We start from the raw sequence: 17,811 nt of genomic DNA on the forward strand, positions 1-17,811 counted from the left end.
TCTCCAGGTGCATACGCAACGATTGCTTTCATTTTCTCTGGTAAATTGCTCATTTCTTTTCCTCCTTGATTCAAATCTTCTTCGTCACTTTTTTAATTTACTTCTGTAAACCTCTTTTACATAAGTGTATTTCTTTTTTCTATTTTTGTCAATTATCACAAATTTACTATTATTTTTTTCATTTTTTATGCACTTTGCACTATCATTGTCCATCTAATTTTGTGATATACTTCCTTTAAGAACGAATTTGAATGAGGTGCGATTATGAGTCCAATGACAACATCTGATGTAAAAAAGAATAACAAGCAGGCACTTCTCCGCCATATTTATGAAAACGAATCCAGTCAGCAACAGGTTTTATGTGAATTGCTGCATCTGAGCCGTCCGACCGTGATCAATCTGATCCGTGAGTGTTCCGAAGAAGGGCTGATTGAGAAGAGCGGCTATTACAAATCCACCGGCGGACGAAAAGCGAATGCGATCGTATTTATCCCGGATTCTAAGATCTCCATCGGTGTCGAGTTACTGCAGGACTCTTATGAAATTACGGCAATTGACCTGTACGGGAATACGATCTGCACGGCATGCTATGAAATTGGTTTTGTCAACGAAGATTCTTATTTCCGGAATATCTGTAACAGCATTACACATTTTATTAACGGAAATAAAATTGACCATAAAAAAATCCTTGGAGTCGGCATTGTACTCCAGGGACTGATTTCTGCAGACGGAACGACTGTCACTTACGGTAAGATTTTAAATTGTACAGGACTTCATATTTCTGTATTTACAGATCATCTGCCGTACCCGTGCAAATTTTTCCACGATGCGGAAGCTGCCGCGCAGTTTGAACTGTGGTCTCATCCTTCTTTGAAGGACTTCATTTACCTGAATATCCGCAGTCATCTAAGCGGTGCACTGATTGTAAACCGTAGCTCTCTTAAAGGCACAGATCTGAAGAGTGGTGTCTTTGAGCATATGACTCTGATTCCGAATGGTCGCCCATGTTACTGCGGCCGCCGTGGCTGCATGGAAACTTACTGTTCTACACAGCCGCTTATTGACGTGACCGGGCATCTGCATACATTTTTTGAAGAATTAAGAAAAGGCAACCGCACTTGTCAGGAATGTTGGAATACCTATCTCCTGAATCTTGCGGCTGCCATTAATAACCTGCGTATGTTTATTGATTATCCGGTACTGATCGGCGGTACGCTCTCTCCGTATCTTACGGAAGAAGATATCGATACTCTGCACCGTTATGCATCTGAAAAATCTGCCTTTCCTACGGAACAGCGTTTTATCCGTCAGGGACAGAATCAGAAAGCGCTCCGATGCGAGGGCGCCGCGATCAGTTATGTCAAAGAATATCTGCATGAAATTATGAATCTGTAGTCTCCCTCACAAGTTCTTCCAGATAACTGTCCGTTTCTTTCGTATTCCATCCCAGATATGCGTCCAGTCCCAGACAATTCAGAATTACATAAATATCTTTTCCGCCAATCCGGTAATAGTCGGACACCTGCTTCAGCGGATCAAAATTTTTCTCCTTATAAAATGCCGGAGTCTTTCTCTTCTCATTCTGAAAGAGAAAGACTCCGGCATTTTATTTCCTATTATTCCGTTTTATGCTTTTCCTGTTTTCTTATTAGAAACTACATCGAAAATTACAGCAGCAAGAAGTACAACTCCTTTTACTACATACTGCCACTGATCTGGCAGTCCGTAAATTGACATTCCCTGATTGATAACACCCAACAGAACGGCACCGACCATAACTCCTCCGACAGTTCCTGAGCCACCATATGCAGAAGCTCCTCCGATGAAGCAAGATGCGATGGCATCCATCTCATATGTATTTCCCATGTTTCCATCTACAGAACCGATTCTGGCAGCTACCAGCAGACCAGACAGACCAGCCAATGCACTCATCAGGAAGTAAGCCCAGAAATACACTCTTCTAGGATCAATTCCTGAAAGCTTTGTCGCCTTCTCATTTCCACCAACTGCATAGAAATAACGTCCAAATACAGTAGATGAAGTAACAAAAGCGAAGATAATTACAACTGCAAGAATCCAGAGTAACATGACCGGAATTCCTTTGAACTGTGAAAGTTTCCATCCATATATAACAATTAATGCATCAATAATGATCAATTTGATTAGCATGGAAATAAATGGTTTCGTTTCATAGCCATGTTTTTTCTTTCTATAATAACTAAAGAGCATACAAGCAGCAATAACTACTGCAACAATTACTGCAACGATCAGAGAGGAAGTACATGCTCTTGGTTTTTCACCTGGCATTCTTAAGTATGAAGAGAAAATATCCAGGAATTTTTCATTTGTAATACCACATGTTTTGGAATCCAGTACCGCACGTGCCAGACCTCTGTATAAGAACATACCTGCCAGTGTACAGATAAACGGAGGAACATGGACATATCCAATTAAAATACCCTGAAACAGTCCGATAACCAGTGCAGCAGCCATTGCCATTATGATCGCAACAACCGGTGATTTACCGGACTGCAATGCTGTTGCTGCCAGCGCAGCGGAGAGACATAAGGTTGCTCCTACTGACAGATCTACGTTACCACCTGTTAAAATACATAAAAGCATTCCACATGCCATTACCATTACATATGCGTTCTGCAAAAGCAAGTTGGAGATATTCTGTGCAAGAATCAGTCTCCCCCCTGTCAATACTGTAAAAAATATAAATACAATAACCAATGCAATAACCATGGTATATTGTTTTAATGTTGACTTCAGTTTCATGCCGTTACCTCCTTAGTTTTCCTTTTCATCATTTGAGGAAAGAATCTTATCCATGATTCGCTCCTGCGTTGCTTCACTGGCTTCTAACTCTCCCACCAGTCTTCCTTCGTTCATAATATAAATTCGATCACACATTCCAAGAAGTTCCGGCAGTTCTGAAGAAATCATAACAACTGCTTTGCCTTCTTTTACCATTTCATTCATAATGCAGTAAATCTCATATTTTGCTCCTACGTCAATACCTCGTCCCGGCTCATCCAGGAATAAAACATCCGGTTCTGCGAACATCCATTTTGACAGGAGTACTTTCTGCTGATTTCCTCCTGACAGGTTACCGGCTTTCTGGAAAATCCCCGGTGTCTTTGTACGCATCCTTTTTACATACTCTTCGGCAACTTTATTCTCTTTATCTACATCGATCACACCAAAGCGATTAGATATTTTTTCCATTCTTGCCATTGTTGTATTCCGTGCAATTGTGTCACTTAGAATCAATCCGTTTGTTTTCCGGTCTTCCGTTGCATATGCCAGTCCATGTAAAATTGCATCTTTTTCATTTTTCAAATGAACTTCTTCACCTCGGATAAACTCCTGTCCGGAAATATGGCTTCCATAATTTTTTCCAAATAAAGACATTGCAAGTTCTGTTCTTCCGGCGCCCTGAAGCCCGGAGAATCCTACAATTTCTCCTCTGTTTACATGAAAGTTCACATGATCTACCATACATTTTTCTGTATAAACCGGATGATAAACAGTCCAGTCTTTCGCCTCAAAAAGTACTTCATCACTAATGTTATGCTCACGCTGCGGATAACGGTTGGACAATTCTCTTCCGACCATTCCCTTGATGATTCGTTCTTCATCTATGTTGTGATCTTTATTATCCATAGTTTCGATTGTTGATCCATCACGGACTACCGTAATCTTATCAGCAACATAAGCAACTTCGTTCAATTTGTGGGTAATGATGATCGCCGTCATTCCCTCTTCTTTGAATTTTAAAAGCATATCCAGAAGCATCTTGGAATCTTTTTCGTTTAAAGATGCTGTAGGCTCATCCAGAATCAGAAGTTTTACATCTTTGGAAAGTGCTTTTGCGATCTCAACTAGTTGCTGTTTTCCGGTTCCGATATCTTTAATCAACATGGAAGACTGTTCTTTTAAGCCTACTTTTTTCATATTTTCATCAGCCTGTTTGTACGCTTCATTCCAGTTAATTTTTCCGAATCTGTTTTTCCGTTCATTTCCAAGAAACATATTCTCCGCAATTGTCATTTCAGGAATCAACGCAAGTTCCTGGTGGATAATTACGATTTTTTTGTCCTCACTGTCATGAATATTATGGAACTGACAAACTTCTCCATTATATACAATATCTCCGGTGTATTCCCCGTAAGGAATCGTTCCGGAAAGAACATTCATAAGCGTTGATTTTCCGGCACCATTTTCACCGACCAGTGCATGAATCTCTCCTCTTTCGACTTTGAGATTTACATTGTCAAGCGCTTTTACTCCCGGATAAAGCTTTGTAATGTTCTTCATTTCCAGAATATAATCAGCCATCTCTTTCTTCCTCCCGTCTCATCAGGTTAATTTGCATTCTTCGGATATCCCTTCTTATCCAGTTTGTAATATCCTGTATCAATCAATTCTTTTTGAAGATTATCTTTTGTGACAACCACCGGAGTCAGCAGGTAAGACGGAACAACCTTTTTACCGTTATCATAAGTCTTTGTATCATACTTACATGAAAAATCCCAGTTGGCTTTTTTTATCAAATTCGCATCTGGTTTTTCTCCATTTAAGATTGCTTTTCCTACATCAATGGCTACTTCTGCTTCATTTGCTGATGTTTTGTAAATAGTCATCGTCTGTTTTCCATCTACAATCTTTGCAAGATTGGCTTCGTCCGCATCCTGTCCGGTAAGCAGTACTTTATTATCTCCGGCATAGTCCGAATCAATTGCCTGAAGTACTCCTAATGCTGTTGCATCATTGGAACATACCACTGCATCCAGTTGTTTTCCTTTGGAATAGTTAGATCCTAAAATATTCTGGAATCTGGTCATCGCAGTTGCCGTATCCCAGGCTTTTGTTGCAACCTGATCAAACTTTGTCTGTTTAGAAGGAACTTTCAGGATTCCTGCATCCAAGTAAGGTTTTAATGTGTCATAAGCACCATTAAAGAAATATGTCGCATTATTGTCTGCCGGATCACCTGCTGTAAATTCAATGTTATAACTCTTTGATTTGTCCTTCAGATCCAGTCCGAATTTGTCAATTACAAATTGTCCCTGCATCTGTCCAACCTTGTAATTATCAAAGGAAACATAATAATCAATTGCATCCGATTCACGGATCAGACGGTCGTATGCAATTACAGGAATTCCCATATCCTTTGCATCTCTTAATACTTGCGTCATAGACTCACCGTCGATCGTTGCTACCAGAAGCAGATTCACATCATCTGCGATCAGACTTTCTATATCCTTTACTTGCTGATCGATCTTGTTATCCGAATAAGTAAGCTCTACATTATACCCGGCATCTTCGAACTTCTTTTTCAGGTATGCACCATCACGGTTCCATCGTTCCAGTGTCTTTGTCGGCATCGCAATTCCAACCGTCTTCTTTCCATCATTCTTCTTTGGTTCCATGATGCCGCTGCATGCGGTAAGCGAGAAGACCATTGCTACTGCCAGCAGTCCTGACAATATTCTTTTCACCTTCATCTCGTTCCTTCCTTTCTTTTCCTACTTTTGTAATTACTTATGAAATTATTTTTGTAAAACAACTTTCATAAGTAGAATATACCTGTATTCTACTTTTTTTTCAATAGCTTTTTGCTTTTTTGTTGAAAACAAACAATACCTTTTTTATTTTTTGTGCACTTTATATAATCAAAAAATGTGCTGAAGCCTTTCGTACTCCGATACATTTTTATATATTTTCTATATATTCATTTGTAAAATGCCATGCGACACCCATCATGACAGCCCGTCTTGGGTATTGACCTATCTTAATATACTCTGCATCTTCCCCGAAAATACTCAGATCAGCAACCATCTCTTTTAATTTCCCCATATATGGCTGCAAATAGTATGACAGAAAACCGCCAAGTACAACATCACAGTCGAATGCGAGTCTTAAATTATTAATACCGACTGCCAGATGTTCCAGAACATCCTCCCAAATTTTCTGATATTCCGGATTATCTTCCAGATCTTCAAAGAATTTATCTATCGTGATTCCCAGCTCTGTGCTCAGTCTCAGTGCACTGCAGTAGGCTTCCAGACATCCTCTCTTTCCGCAGTTACAGATTTTCCCATTAGATTCTACTTTCATGTGTCCAAACTCAGCACTTCTGTGTGAAACTCCGTAAAAAGGTGCTCCATTTAAAAAAATAGCTCCCCCTACTCCTTCTTCCAGGAATAAATACACAAAATCCTTCTTTTTCTCTTCGGCATCCCGCGAAAGCCATTCTGCGACGCCACCACTAATTCCGTCATTTTCAAAAAACAGCGGATATGGAATTTTTTTACGGATCTCTTCTATACGAAAATCTTTTAGTTTTATTGTTGGTGAAAGTATTAGATTCTTGGTATTTTCATCAAATACTCCTGGTATTGTGATTCCGACTCCCAACAGGCGTTTCCGGTCTACATGATTTTCTGTGAGAAATACTTCAAGCTGTTCTTCTGTAATCGCAAATACATCTGAATCTGTCTGATACTCCAGATCTATCTCTTTATATGCCAGTACATTCTGCTTCAGATCCGAGAGCAGAAATTTGAGTTGATTTGCTGACAGCGACACACCAAGCGCCATCTTAATATCCCCCTTTGCCACATAAGCTGCCGGTGGTCTTCCTCCCTGGGATTCTCTGATTTCTGCCATTTCTACCAGACCGGCCTCTTCTAACTCCAGAAGATTCTGGAGCACTGTTGGACGGCTGACATTCAGTGCATTTGCAATTTGTTGCTTGCTGACCGGTTCTTTGGAATAAAAAATATAGCGGTAGATATCATTTCTCATCTGCCGTCTTCTTTCTGTTGCCACAGGTTTTAACTTTTCCAAAACTATATCCTCCCTGTTGTATGACTGCAATTTATTATATACTCCGCAAAAAAACGTGTCAACTTGTCCATTGCAGCCTAGGAGAACGTCCTTTACAGGTGTATCGTTGAAATGTCACATATTTTCTGCAACTTTACAAAGCCGCGATTAATTTATCAACCTCTTCTTCTGTGCTGCTCCAGCTTGTACAGAAGCGCACGCAGATACGTTCTTCATCTACTACATGATCAAATTCATAAGTAAACTCTTCTGCAAGTTCGTCTGCCTTTTCATTTGTCAGAATTACAAATAACTGATTTGTAGGGCTGTCCATGTACAGCGGGATCGAAGCATCGGCAAATCCCTGTTTCAGTTTTGCTGCCAGATCATCTGCATGTTTTGTAAGTTCAAAATAAAGTCCATCTTTAAACAATGTATAGAACTGCACACCGAGCAGCCAGCCTTTCGCAAGAATTCCACCGCTCTGTTTCATGTAAGTGCGAAAATGGTCGCGCAGGTTTTTATTTACAATTACAAGCGCTTCTCCAAATAAAGCGCCGCACTTCGTTCCACCTATGTAAAATACATCCGCGATCCGTGCAAGATCTTCCAGCGTCACATCACATGCACTGCATGAAAGCCAGTAACCAAGTCTTGCACCGTCCACGTACAGATACATATTGTACTGATCGCATACTTTCCGAATCTCTAAAAGCTCTTTCTTACTGTAGATAGTTCCATATTCGGAAGGCGAAGATAGAAATACAATCTTCGGAGCAGTCAGAAATTCCACCTGTCCGTGATCGTAATAATGTGCGGCTGTCTCTCTGACTGCTTCTGCCGTTAATTTTCCTTCTTTCGCAGGAACTGACAATATCTTATGTCCGGTATGTTCAATAGAACCTGCCTCATGGTGATTGATATGTCCGTTTTCTGCACAGATCACACTCTCATAAGGACGTAAGGCAGCAGTCATTACGGTAATATTCGCCGGTGTTCCCCCAACCATAAAATGAATATCTACATCTGCACCGCCAAGATATTTCCGGATCTCGTCGGCTCCTTTCTGACACCACTCATCTTCTCCATATCCCGCATAAGATTCTGTATTGATCTCACCAATCGCCTGAATAATCGCATTATGCGCGCCATGATTGTAATCATTGTTAAAACGTATCATTTGAAAACCTCCTGTTAAGTTTTGTGCTATTTCACTTTTATAACATATTCCTCAAACAAGTTCAACAGAAACTTGTTTGTATCATATTACTCAAATAAGTTAAGTTCAAACTTATTTATAACATATTACTTAAACAAGTTTCATATAAAAAAGAGTCCGCATAATGCGAACTCTTTTTACACTCAGTGTATGAAAACTCAAAATTATTTAAGGTTAACTTCTGCACCTTCACCCTCAAGTTTAGCTTTGATTTCCTCAGCCTCAGCTTTAGAAGCGCCTTCTTTAACTACCTTCGGAGCTCCGTCTACTAATTCTTTAGCTTCTTTTAATCCAAGTCCTGTGATCTCACGAACAACTTTGATTACTTTTACTTTAGAAGATCCAGCAGATACTAATTCTACGTCGAACTCATCTTTCTCTTCTGCTGCTCCTGCTCCGTCAGCTCCTGCTGCTGCAACTACTACACCTGCTGCTGCAGAAACACCAAATTCTTCTTCACATGCTTTTACTAAATCATTTAACTCTAATACTGATAACTCTTTGATTGCATCAATAAATTCAGCTGTTGTTAATTTTGCCATTTTATTATCCTCCATTTTTTAATATTTGTTATAATTGATTACTCCTCTGTCGGAGCTTCTTCTGCTGCTTCTTCAGCCGGAGCAGCTTCGCCTCCCTGCTCTGCGATCTGATTAAGAACACGAGCAAGATTGGTGATAGGTGACTGTAAGCTTCCAAGTAACTTGGACAGTAACTCTTCTCTTGAAGGAACTTTGGAAAGTTCTGTAAGTCCTGCTACATCGTAAACTGTACCTTCAACAACACCAGCTTTTAATTCAAGTGCTTTTGCATCTTTTGCGAATTTGCAAAGGATTCTTGCAGGAGCTGTAGCGTCATCTTTAGAAATTGCGATAGCGCTTGGACCTTCCAAGTGTTCATCTAAAGCTGCAAAATCAGTTCCTTCAAAAGCTCTTTTCATCATTGTGTTTTTACAAACTTTGTAGACGATACCAGCTTCTCTTAACTGTTTACGAAGAGCAGTGTCCTCTGCAACAGTCAGTCCACGATAGTCAACTAAGACAACGCTTGCTGCATCTTTGATATCTTCTGCAATAGCCTGTACGATTGGTTGTTTTAATTCAACTTTTGCCACGAATGGTGCACCTCCTTATAGATTTTGAGTTTTACACCGCCGATAGATAAAAAATAAAACCTCTACATCCTAAGACATAGAGGTTGTAAAGTCATACATTTTGTATCGATCTTTCCTCGGTAGGCGTCTGAATCTCATCCTTACATTCTTGCGAATACCTACTGTCTTCGGCAGTCCTTGAACAGATTATCACACCTGCATGTATTTGTCAATACTTTTTTGTATTTATCCGTTATTTTTTATGACCATTTTTATAATCTGTTTTCACGATCTGTTTTACGCAGATTTTCTCTCTATTTTAAAGGACTTTCTCTGGTCATAACCATCCAGGAACTCTCCCATACGTTTCATCGCATCAGAGAGAACTTCTGCCTGTGGAAGCATAACCAGACGGAAGTGATCCGGTCTGTGCCAATCAAATCCGCTTCCCGGTACAAGCAGAATATTTGTCTCATGAAGCAGATCACTTGCAAACTGCTTGTCATCCGTAATGTGGAACTTATCTGCATCCATTTTCGGGAAGATATAGAATGCACTGTTGTTCTTTACAAATGAAAGTCCGTCAATCTTCTCAAGCTCACGGATCGTTGCTTCTCTCTGCTCGTAGATTCTTCCACCCGGGCGAACCATGGACATCGGTGTCTCCATATCATCAAGTGCAGCCGGGATAACAATCTGTCCCAGTGTATTTGCGCACAAACGAAGAGATGTAAGCTGTACGATTCCCTGTTTGTAATCTTCTGTCAGTGCTCTCGGTCCGCTGATGATCATCCATCCACATCTGTATCCACACAAGCAGTGGGATTTGGAAAGTCCGTTCAGCGTTACCATCGGCACATCATCCGCAAGTGATGCGATCGATGTATGCTCCAGTCCGTCCATTACAAGGCGATCGTAGATTTCATCGGCAAATACCATGATTCCGGCTTCTCTTGCGACTTCAACGATCTGTTCCAGAATCTCTCTTGGATATAACATTCCAGTCGGATTATTCGGATTGATCACAACGATTGCTTTTGTTCTGGATGTGATCTTAGAACGGATATCGTCGATATCCGGATACCAGTTTGCCTTCTCATCGCAAACATAGAACACCGGTTTTCCTCCTGCAAGATATACAGAATTTCCCCAAATTGAATAACTCGGTGTTGGTACAAGCACTTCATCGCCATCATTTAAAAGTGGCATTAATGCAAACGAAACAACCTCACTGACTCCATTACCAATAAATACATCATCAGCTGTTACGCCTTTGATTCCTTTTGATCTGTGATATGAGCTAATCGCTTCACGGGACTGCGGCATCCCCCTGAAATCACAATAGCCTACCCCATCAGCTGTGTGATGCCCCAGTGCATCTTCAATGCTCTTCGGCTGTTTAAAACCAAATGTTGCCGGATTACCGGTATTCAATTTCAGCACGTCGATTCCCTTTGCCTGCATGTTCATAGCTTCAATAAATAATGGTCCTCTGATATCTGAGTGTACATGTTCCATTCTCTTTGCTCTTAAGATTTTATTCATTGTATTCCCCACCTTTATATTTTATATCATTAATTGTTTATCTTTCTCCTGTTTTGTTTATCTTTCTCTTGTTGCTATTATCATAACGCAGTAGTATACTATATTCAAATACTTATAATTATATAAATGTTATATCATTTTAACTATAAGGAGAATTTTATGTTTACGTGGAAGAAATATATTTATGAAGTTTACAGAGAAAAGAGCTTTTCAAAAGCCGCGCAGAACCTTTATATCAGCCAGCCTTCTTTAAGCGCCCGTGTAAAGAAAGTAGAGAAAGAAATCGGGTTTCCTTTGTTCGACCGCAGCACCAGCCCACTGCAGCTTACAGAAGTCGGGGAAGTTTATATAAAAGCTGCGGAAGAGATTTTCCAGATTGAGCAGCGGGTGGAAAATTACATCAACAATCTGACTACACTGAAAACCGGAAGTCTGTCGCTTGGCGCCAGCACGCTCTTCGCCGGTTATGTTCTGCCACCGATCGTCACAGATTTTAAGAAAAAATTCCCTGACGTTGACATCCAGATCACAGAGGGAAATACAACGCTTCTGGAATCTTTGCTCAGCAATAACTCCGTTGACTTCGTAATCGACAACTATCATTATGACAGTACACTTTACAGCCGTGAACTCTACTGTATGGAAAATATTTTTCTCGCTGTCCCACGTCATTTCCGCGAAAACGAAAAGCTTGAATCATACCAGTTATCTCATGAATCAATCCAAAACAAGGACTATCTGAAAGGTACCTGCCCTGCTGTGCCACTGGAACATTTTTCAAAGCTTCCTTTTATCACTCTTGCACCGGGAAATGACACAAGGATCCGTGCAGACAGGCTGTGCCGCGAAGCAGGCTTTCATCCACATATTATTCTGGAACTGGATCAGCAGTCCACCGCCTACATGGCTGCATCCACACAGCTCGGTGCCACATTTATTAGCGATATGCTTGTAAGACAGCTCCCGGCATTTGAGCATTTCGTTTATTACAAATTAGCCGGTGACAGCGCCCACCGTCAGGTTTATTTCTACTACAAGAACCACAAATATAAAACAAGAGCTATGGAAGAATTTCTCTCCATGACTCATCTTCAGAATCTGCCATCTGCATAATTGCCGACTTCATTGCTGTAGCAGAAAGCTACTATACAAAAACAGGCTTGCAAATACTTCATAATAGACTTTGCAAGCCTGTCAGCTTTAATATTCCGTTCTAATGAATCCATCCCTGCTGGAATGCTTTTTCTTTATTATATGCGTACAGTTCAGCATACGTTGCATATACATATGGATATACATAGAAAACACCTGCAATTCCACATGTTATAATAGTTAAAATATCCCAACCAATAAAGGACAGTCCCAGCATAAATGCATTTGCTTTCTCTCCGTCCATCATCTGTTTACTCAATGCAAATGCCTCTCTACTGTCCATACCCGGATTTTCCGCAAGAATATACGGAACCATCAGGTATTCAAAACTCTTTACAATCCCCGGAATGATCAGCAGTAATGTCCACAGGAAAGTATATAAGTCTTTCAGAAACATTGTCTTTACAATATTCAGATAATTGCCAGACTTGAATCCGTCAAAAATTGTTCCGACTGTCGGCGCTGAATCTCTGTTCTGGATAAAGAAGCGGTCTCCACCAACTTCCATTACATTACTGACAAATAAGCTAAACAATACTGCAAGGATAGCTACTACTCCCAAGATGCTGACTGCCATTCCTGCAAGCCCTGTTGGAATGCTCATAATGTAGTCTGTAGCAGATGTTGAACCCGAAAATGTATTCGTCGCCAGGCTCGACACATCTGATGCATTACTGGCTACAGATGTGCCACCCCCTGTAAGTAAACTAACCACAAGCGTTGCCCCGACACACGGCCAGTAATTTCTACGGAAAGCATTCTTTCCATTCATTTTCAATTCTGTGTTTAAATACATAACCCTCGTCCTCCTTCTCATCTTCAGTATGCAGAAACGCTGCAAGCTGTTACATTCTGAAAGATAATCCCATCTTACTATCTTTCGACACGAAACACAAGGTTCTTCATAAATTCTTAATCTTTCCTTCAACGCTAAAACAAAAAAGAGCCTTCGCTCCGCGGATGAACACTTCATCCGTTTTGCAAAGACTCCATGATATTATTCTGCCTTTAATTAAGCAAGTTTCATTGGGTTAACCTTAACACCAGGTCCCATTGTAGATGTCAGAACAACACTCTTTAAGTACTGTCCTTTAACAGCTGCTGGTCTTGCTTTGTTAATTGCATCGATAAGCGTCTGGAAGTTGTCCGCAAGTTGTTCTTCAGTAAAGGATGCTTTACCTACTGGCACATGGATAATGTTTGTTTTATCAAGTCTGTACTCAATCTTACCGGCTTTGATTTCCTGAACAGCTTTTGTAACGTCCATAGTTACTGTACCAGCCTTCGGGTTCGGCATAAGTCCTTTTGGTCCAAGTACACGACCAAGACGACCAACAACACCCATCATATCTGGTGTAGCTACTACTACGTCAAATTCGAACCAGTTCTCGTTCTGGATCTTCGGAATGAGTTCTTCTCCTCCAACATAATCAGCTCCAGCTGCTTTAGCTTCTTCAGCTTTAGCATCTTTAGCAAATACTAAGATACGAACTTTTTTACCTGTTCCGTGTGGCAGTACAACTGCTCCACGAATCTGCTGGTCAGCGTGACGTCCGTCACATCCGGTTCTGATATGAGCTTCGATTGTTTCATCGAATTTTGCTACTGCAGTTTTCTTTACTAATGCTACTGCATCAGCAGCATCATACAGAGTTGCTCTGTCGATTGCTTTTGCAGCTTCAACGTATTTCTTTCCTCTTTTCATTCTAAATAAACCTCCTTGTGGTATTATCGGGAAAACCCTCCCACTTATTCTTCAACTGTTACACCCATGCTGCGGCAAGTTCCTGCGATCATGCTCATAGCAGATTCAACAGATGCAGCATTTAAGTCCGGCATCTTAAGCTCAGCGATTTCCTGAACCTGTGCTTTTGTAATAGTAGCAACTTTCTTCTTATTCGGAACGCCTGATCCAGATTTGATGTTGCAGGCTTTCTTAATCAGAACTGCTGCCGGTGGTGTCTTTGTGATGAAGCTGAAGCTTCTGTCATTATAAACAGTAATTACTACAGGGATGATCATATCTCCCTGATCTGCTGTCTTAGCGTTGAACTGTTTTGTAAATTCAACGATGTTTACACCGTGCTGACCAAGAGCTGGTCCAACCGGTGGTGCCGGAGTTGCTTTTCCAGCAGGAATCTGTAATTTAATGTAACCTTGTACTTTTTTTGCCATTTCAATTACCTCCTTGTGGTGATTGCGGGACTTATGTGTACCCTCCCACATCTTCTTCTAACTTTCGTAATGGGTACAGAATAAATCTCTGTGCTCTTACATCTTTTTAACTTCTGCGAAACCAATTTCTACCGGCGTTTCGCGGCCGAACAGTTCAACATTGATCGTCAGGCTCTGCTTCTGCGGGTTAATCGTCTGAATAACACCAACAGTGTCAGCCCATGCTCCGGCGATAACCTGAATGGTATCTCCTTCTTCAAAATCTACCACAATGTTGTCCTGTGCAATTCCAAGTGGAGCCATCTCAGCATCTGTAAGCGGAACCGGTTTTGATCCAGGTCCGACAAATCCTGTTACTCCTCTTGTATTACGCACAACATACCAAGTGTCGTCATTCATGATCATATGAATGAGCACGTATCCCGGAAACATCTTCTTCTGAGTTGCTTTCTGCACTCCGTTCTTGAGTTCCACTACATCCTGCATCGGAACACGAACCTCCAGGATCTGATCTTCCAGATGTCTGTTTTCAACTGTCTTATCAATGTTGGCTTTTACTTTGTTCTCATACCCTGAATAAGTATGAACTACATACCATCTTGCTTCTGACATAATCTCACCTTTCCTGTTCGTTTCTTAATTAGCCAAGATTGACTAATATATCGATACCATGCTGTACCAGGAAATCAATCAGTGCAATAATCGCGCCCAGAATTGCCGAAGTGATAACAACGGCTGCCGAGTGTTTCACAAGTGTCATCTGATCTGGCCACACGATCTTTTTGAATTCACTGCTAAGACCTTTAAACCAGCTTTTTTTCTGAGTCTTTTCACTCATGACATTCACACTCCTTCTTGGCGATTATTTTGTTTCCTTGTGCAATGTGTGTGACTTACAGAATCTGCAGTATTTCTTTGTTTCCATGCGCTCCGGATGAGATTTCTTATCCTTTGTCATGTTGTAGTTACGCTGCTTGCATTCTGTACATTCCAATGTGATTCTTGTACGCACAACTTCCACCTCGCTTCATATTTCTTAAGTTAACGTGTTGCTGGCAGTTTGCGAGACTGCCTCGTCTTTTTTAGGCATAAAAAAAAGACCTACTTCCATTCGCCATCATAGTATACCATACACCAGGTGAAAAAGCAAGCCTTTTTCTTCTATTATGAATGTTTTCCTATATGATATTCTCTCTTCATAGCCCGCATGATCGTTCTGGATGCCACATCAACGATAAGGAATCCAAAAGCAATTGCCAGACATGTTTCAAACAATACCATCGTCTCGCTGATTGCCATTGCTTTATCATTGCTGGTGATTCCATACATCATATAGTAGAGATTCGGTCCGGGAATCAGCGGGAACACAGACGCAGTCAGGAAGATCGTTGACGGCGCGCGGTTGACTCTCGACATGATAAATGCAAAAAATCCTACGAATACGGCTCCCAGTAAGGTTGCAATAAAGTTACTCGGTCTGATCGCATATACTCCGGCATAAATCGCCCAGGTAAAGAAAGCACCTACTCCGGAATACCACACCTGTCTCCCACGGATCTTAAACCAGAATGCAAATCCAATACAGGCAATCGTACAGGATATCAGCTGGATTGGTATACTGTGATTTAAAATAAAGCCTTCCGCTGATACACCTTTCAGCATGATCATCGCAAGCGCCGTACCGAATGCAATTCCTGCAGCTCCCAGCATCGAATTCATGATATTGATCGTTCCGGAAATGAAATCTCTCTGCAAAAGCTCCCGGATACCGTTCGTTGTGCCAAGTCCACTGATCAGCAGCATAACGATGCCGATCATAATCCTCTCCGGATGACTTCCAAGCCCCATCCGGACAGACTCTATAATGATCACTTCTGATAAAAAAGACAGGATCAGGTTGTAAATCATCAGATTCTCTTCTCTTCTGCTTAACCATCCGCCTACAATAACGATCATCAGCGATACGATCACTGCAACGATTGCATCCGCAAAATTGCATCCAAAGAACACGGCAAATCCGGTTCCGCCCATCACGGCAGCAAAATACTTCGTATATGGTTTCTGCTGTGGTCTTCTCATAACTTCCAGATATTTTTCCCGAAGTTCCTTGTCGTCCGGTTTATTTTGGCAAACATATCTGCACAGATTATTGAGATAATCCAGTCTGTCAAAATTCGTATCTGTCGATTCGATATGACGGATCTGTGTAAGGATCTCTCCATCCGGCGTCTCCACCGTGATCTGAATGTTGCTTGGTATAACAAATACATCATATTTTACAAAACCATAACTCTTACATATTCTATATAAACTGTCATCTATTCGGAAGTTCTCAGCCCCACTCATCAGCATAGCTTCTCCGATATCAAGGATTCCCTGTAGCAATCTCTGATAATCCATTGCATTTCCTCCCTTTCTCAAATAAATCTCTCTATTTTATAATCCGATTTTACCGTATAAATCTAGCACATTTATAACTATTAGACAATAGTAATCAATGATTAACATTTATTGTTTTTATCTATAAACAATTTTCGCTATATTGTCTCTTTTTTCACAAAAATTTTAGTAAAAACATTGCAATACAATTGCGTCTGATAGCAAAAAATTGTATAATTATTTTATCGAGTAAGAAAGAGAGGGCTCACTATGAAACATAATAATATGTTAGCAATGATTTTAGCTGGTGGCAGAGGATCCCGACTGCATGAGCTGACTAACAAAGTGGCAAAACCAGCCGTATCTTACGGTGGCAAATATCGCATTGTTGATTTCCCGCTCAGCAACTGTGCCAACAGTGGAATAGATGTTGTAGGTGTCTTAACACAGTATGAATCCATTCTTCTAAACAGTTATGTAGCTGCAGGTCGCCGCTGGGGACTTGACGCAAAAGAAAGCGGTGTCTATGTACTGCCTCCTCGCGAGAAAGCAGACACCAATCTGGATGTTTACCGCGGTACTGCCGATGCGATTTCACAGAACATTGATTTCATCGACACATACGATCCGGAATATGTACTTGTTCTTTCCGGCGATCACATTTATAAGATGAATTATGCGAAGATGCTGGAAGAGCACAAGGCACACAATGCCGATGCGACAATTGCAGTTATCCAGGTCCCGATGAAAGAAGCTAGCCGTTTCGGTATCATGAACACAAACGAAGAAGGACAGATTATAGAATTCGAGGAGAAACCGGAAAAACCGAAGAGTAATCTGGCTTCTATGGGAATTTACATATTTAATTGGAAACTTCTCCGTAAGATGCTGATTGCTGATATGAAGGATACGGATTCCAGCCATGATTTTGGTAAAGATATTATCCCTACATTATTAAATGATGGCAAATATCTTTATGCATACAAGTTCAAAGGATACTGGAAAGATGTCGGAACGATCGATTCTCTCTGGGAAGCTAATATGGATCTTCTGGATGCCAACAACGAACTGGATCTGGGCGATCCGACATGGAAAATCTATACCGAGGATGTTACAGCTCTTCCTCAGTATATCGGACCGGATGCCGACATCACCCGCGCATTTATTACACAGGGCTGTATGGTAGACGGCGAAGTGAAAAATTCTGTCCTTTTCACCGGTGCAAGAGTCAACCCTGGTGCAAAGGTCATCGACAGCGTACTGATGCCGGGCGTAGAGGTTGAAGAAGGCGCTGTTATCACCCGCGCACTTGTCGCAGACGGTGTTAAGATTGGCAAAGACGCCGTTGTAGGAAGCGCAGACAGCGAACATATTGAACTTGTGTCCAAGCGCGTAAAGGGGGTTGAATAAT

19 protein-coding genes and 1 other annotated feature are annotated in these 17,811 nt (G+C 41.0%); of the genes, 3 read left to right on the forward strand and 16 right to left on the reverse strand.

The genetic code is table 11. The features are described 5' to 3' along the window. Positions 1–264: 264 nt before the first annotated feature. Positions 265–1,395, forward strand: coding sequence for an ROK family transcriptional regulator (locus DW152_RS04295; RefSeq protein WP_118288060.1), 1,131 nt, complete (start codon positions 265–267; stop codon positions 1,393–1,395). On the opposite strand, the gene DW152_RS13245 is transcribed toward DW152_RS04295, so the two are convergent. The 9 genes from DW152_RS13245 to DW152_RS04335 all read right to left on the reverse strand — a co-directional run bounded on the left by DW152_RS13245 (position 1,382) and on the right by DW152_RS04335 (position 10,694). Continuing rightward, the gene (locus tag DW152_RS13245; protein WP_158570018.1) at positions 1,382–1,522 is read right to left on the reverse strand and encodes a hypothetical protein; all 141 of its coding nucleotides are present in this window, start codon (positions 1,520–1,522) and stop codon (positions 1,382–1,384) included. The two genes, DW152_RS04295 and DW152_RS13245, sit on opposite strands and share 14 nt — an antisense overlap. 104 nt (positions 1,523–1,626) lie before the next feature. Continuing rightward, entirely contained in the window at positions 1,627–2,781 is a 1,155-nt protein-coding gene (locus DW152_RS04300; RefSeq protein ID WP_118288061.1) for a sugar ABC transporter permease, read from the reverse strand. Between the two features lie 12 nt (positions 2,782–2,793). Then, positions 2,794–4,344, reverse strand: a complete 1,551-nt coding sequence (locus DW152_RS04305) for a sugar ABC transporter ATP-binding protein (protein ID WP_021861524.1) — start codon at positions 4,342–4,344, stop codon at positions 2,794–2,796. A gap of 26 nt (positions 4,345–4,370) precedes the next feature. Continuing rightward, positions 4,371–5,513 (reverse strand): substrate-binding domain-containing protein, encoded by a 1,143-nt coding sequence (locus DW152_RS04310; RefSeq protein WP_118288062.1) that lies wholly within the window; start codon positions 5,511–5,513, stop codon positions 4,371–4,373. 208 nt (positions 5,514–5,721) lie between these two features. Then, positions 5,722–6,858 (reverse strand): ROK family transcriptional regulator, encoded by a 1,137-nt coding sequence (locus tag DW152_RS04315; RefSeq protein WP_118288063.1) that lies wholly within the window; start codon positions 6,856–6,858, stop codon positions 5,722–5,724. 133 nt (positions 6,859–6,991) lie between these two features. After that, entirely contained in the window at positions 6,992–8,017 is a 1,026-nt protein-coding gene (locus DW152_RS04320) for a threonine aldolase family protein (RefSeq protein ID WP_021861521.1), read from the reverse strand. A gap of 203 nt (positions 8,018–8,220) precedes the next feature. Continuing rightward, on the reverse strand, positions 8,221–8,598 hold the full coding sequence (gene rplL / locus DW152_RS04325) for a 50S ribosomal protein L7/L12 (RefSeq protein WP_021861520.1): 378 nt from the start codon (positions 8,596–8,598) through the stop codon (positions 8,221–8,223). A 38-nt stretch (positions 8,599–8,636) separates the two neighbouring features. Next, the gene (rplJ, locus tag DW152_RS04330; protein WP_021861519.1) at positions 8,637–9,170 is read right to left on the reverse strand and encodes a 50S ribosomal protein L10; all 534 of its coding nucleotides are present in this window, start codon (positions 9,168–9,170) and stop codon (positions 8,637–8,639) included. Between the two features lie 44 nt (positions 9,171–9,214). After that, positions 9,215–9,359 (reverse strand) — a sequence feature (ribosomal protein L10 leader region). Between the two features lie 87 nt (positions 9,360–9,446). Continuing rightward, a complete protein-coding gene (locus DW152_RS04335; protein ID WP_118288064.1) occupies positions 9,447–10,694 on the reverse strand; it encodes an aminotransferase class I/II-fold pyridoxal phosphate-dependent enzyme in 1,248 nt (415 codons plus the stop codon). A gap of 159 nt (positions 10,695–10,853) precedes the next feature. On the opposite strand from DW152_RS04335, the gene DW152_RS04340 reads away from it, so the two are divergent. Then, complete coding sequence (locus tag DW152_RS04340) at positions 10,854–11,807, forward strand: LysR family transcriptional regulator (RefSeq protein WP_021861517.1); 954 nt, start codon at positions 10,854–10,856, stop codon at positions 11,805–11,807. A gap of 100 nt (positions 11,808–11,907) precedes the next feature. Here the strand turns inward: DW152_RS04340 and DW152_RS04345 are convergent, their stop codons facing one another. The 7 genes from DW152_RS04345 to DW152_RS04375 form a co-directional block, all read right to left on the reverse strand. Continuing rightward, positions 11,908–12,642 (reverse strand): DUF975 family protein, encoded by a 735-nt coding sequence (locus tag DW152_RS04345; protein ID WP_118288065.1) that lies wholly within the window; start codon positions 12,640–12,642, stop codon positions 11,908–11,910. A 216-nt stretch (positions 12,643–12,858) separates the two neighbouring features. Then, entirely contained in the window at positions 12,859–13,551 is a 693-nt protein-coding gene (gene rplA / locus DW152_RS04350) for a 50S ribosomal protein L1 (protein ID WP_021861515.1), read from the reverse strand. A 44-nt stretch (positions 13,552–13,595) separates the two neighbouring features. Then, positions 13,596–14,021, reverse strand: coding sequence for a 50S ribosomal protein L11 (gene rplK, locus DW152_RS04355; RefSeq protein WP_021861514.1), 426 nt, complete (start codon positions 14,019–14,021; stop codon positions 13,596–13,598). Between the two features lie 96 nt (positions 14,022–14,117). Beyond that, on the reverse strand, positions 14,118–14,633 hold the full coding sequence (gene nusG, locus DW152_RS04360) for a transcription termination/antitermination protein NusG (protein ID WP_021861513.1): 516 nt from the start codon (positions 14,631–14,633) through the stop codon (positions 14,118–14,120). A gap of 28 nt (positions 14,634–14,661) precedes the next feature. Next, positions 14,662–14,859: a preprotein translocase subunit SecE gene (gene secE / locus DW152_RS04365; RefSeq protein WP_021861512.1), complete on the reverse strand. Its 198-nt coding sequence runs from the start codon at positions 14,857–14,859 to the stop codon at positions 14,662–14,664. A gap of 24 nt (positions 14,860–14,883) precedes the next feature. Beyond that, on the reverse strand, positions 14,884–15,033 hold the full coding sequence (gene rpmG / locus DW152_RS04370; RefSeq protein ID WP_117537725.1) for a 50S ribosomal protein L33: 150 nt from the start codon (positions 15,031–15,033) through the stop codon (positions 14,884–14,886). A gap of 152 nt (positions 15,034–15,185) precedes the next feature. After that, entirely contained in the window at positions 15,186–16,421 is a 1,236-nt protein-coding gene (locus DW152_RS04375; protein ID WP_021861511.1) for a threonine/serine ThrE exporter family protein, read from the reverse strand. 249 nt (positions 16,422–16,670) lie between these two features. Here DW152_RS04375 and DW152_RS04380 point away from each other — a divergent pair, with 249 nt between their 5' ends. Further along, entirely contained in the window at positions 16,671–17,810 is a 1,140-nt protein-coding gene (locus tag DW152_RS04380) for a glucose-1-phosphate adenylyltransferase (protein WP_021861510.1), read from the forward strand. The last annotated feature ends 1 nt before the right edge of the window (position 17,811 follow it).

The sequence above is a fragment of the Dorea sp. AM13-35 genome (assembly GCF_003473885.1).
Classification (GTDB): domain Bacteria; phylum Bacillota; class Clostridia; order Lachnospirales; family Lachnospiraceae; genus Dorea_D; species Dorea_D hominis.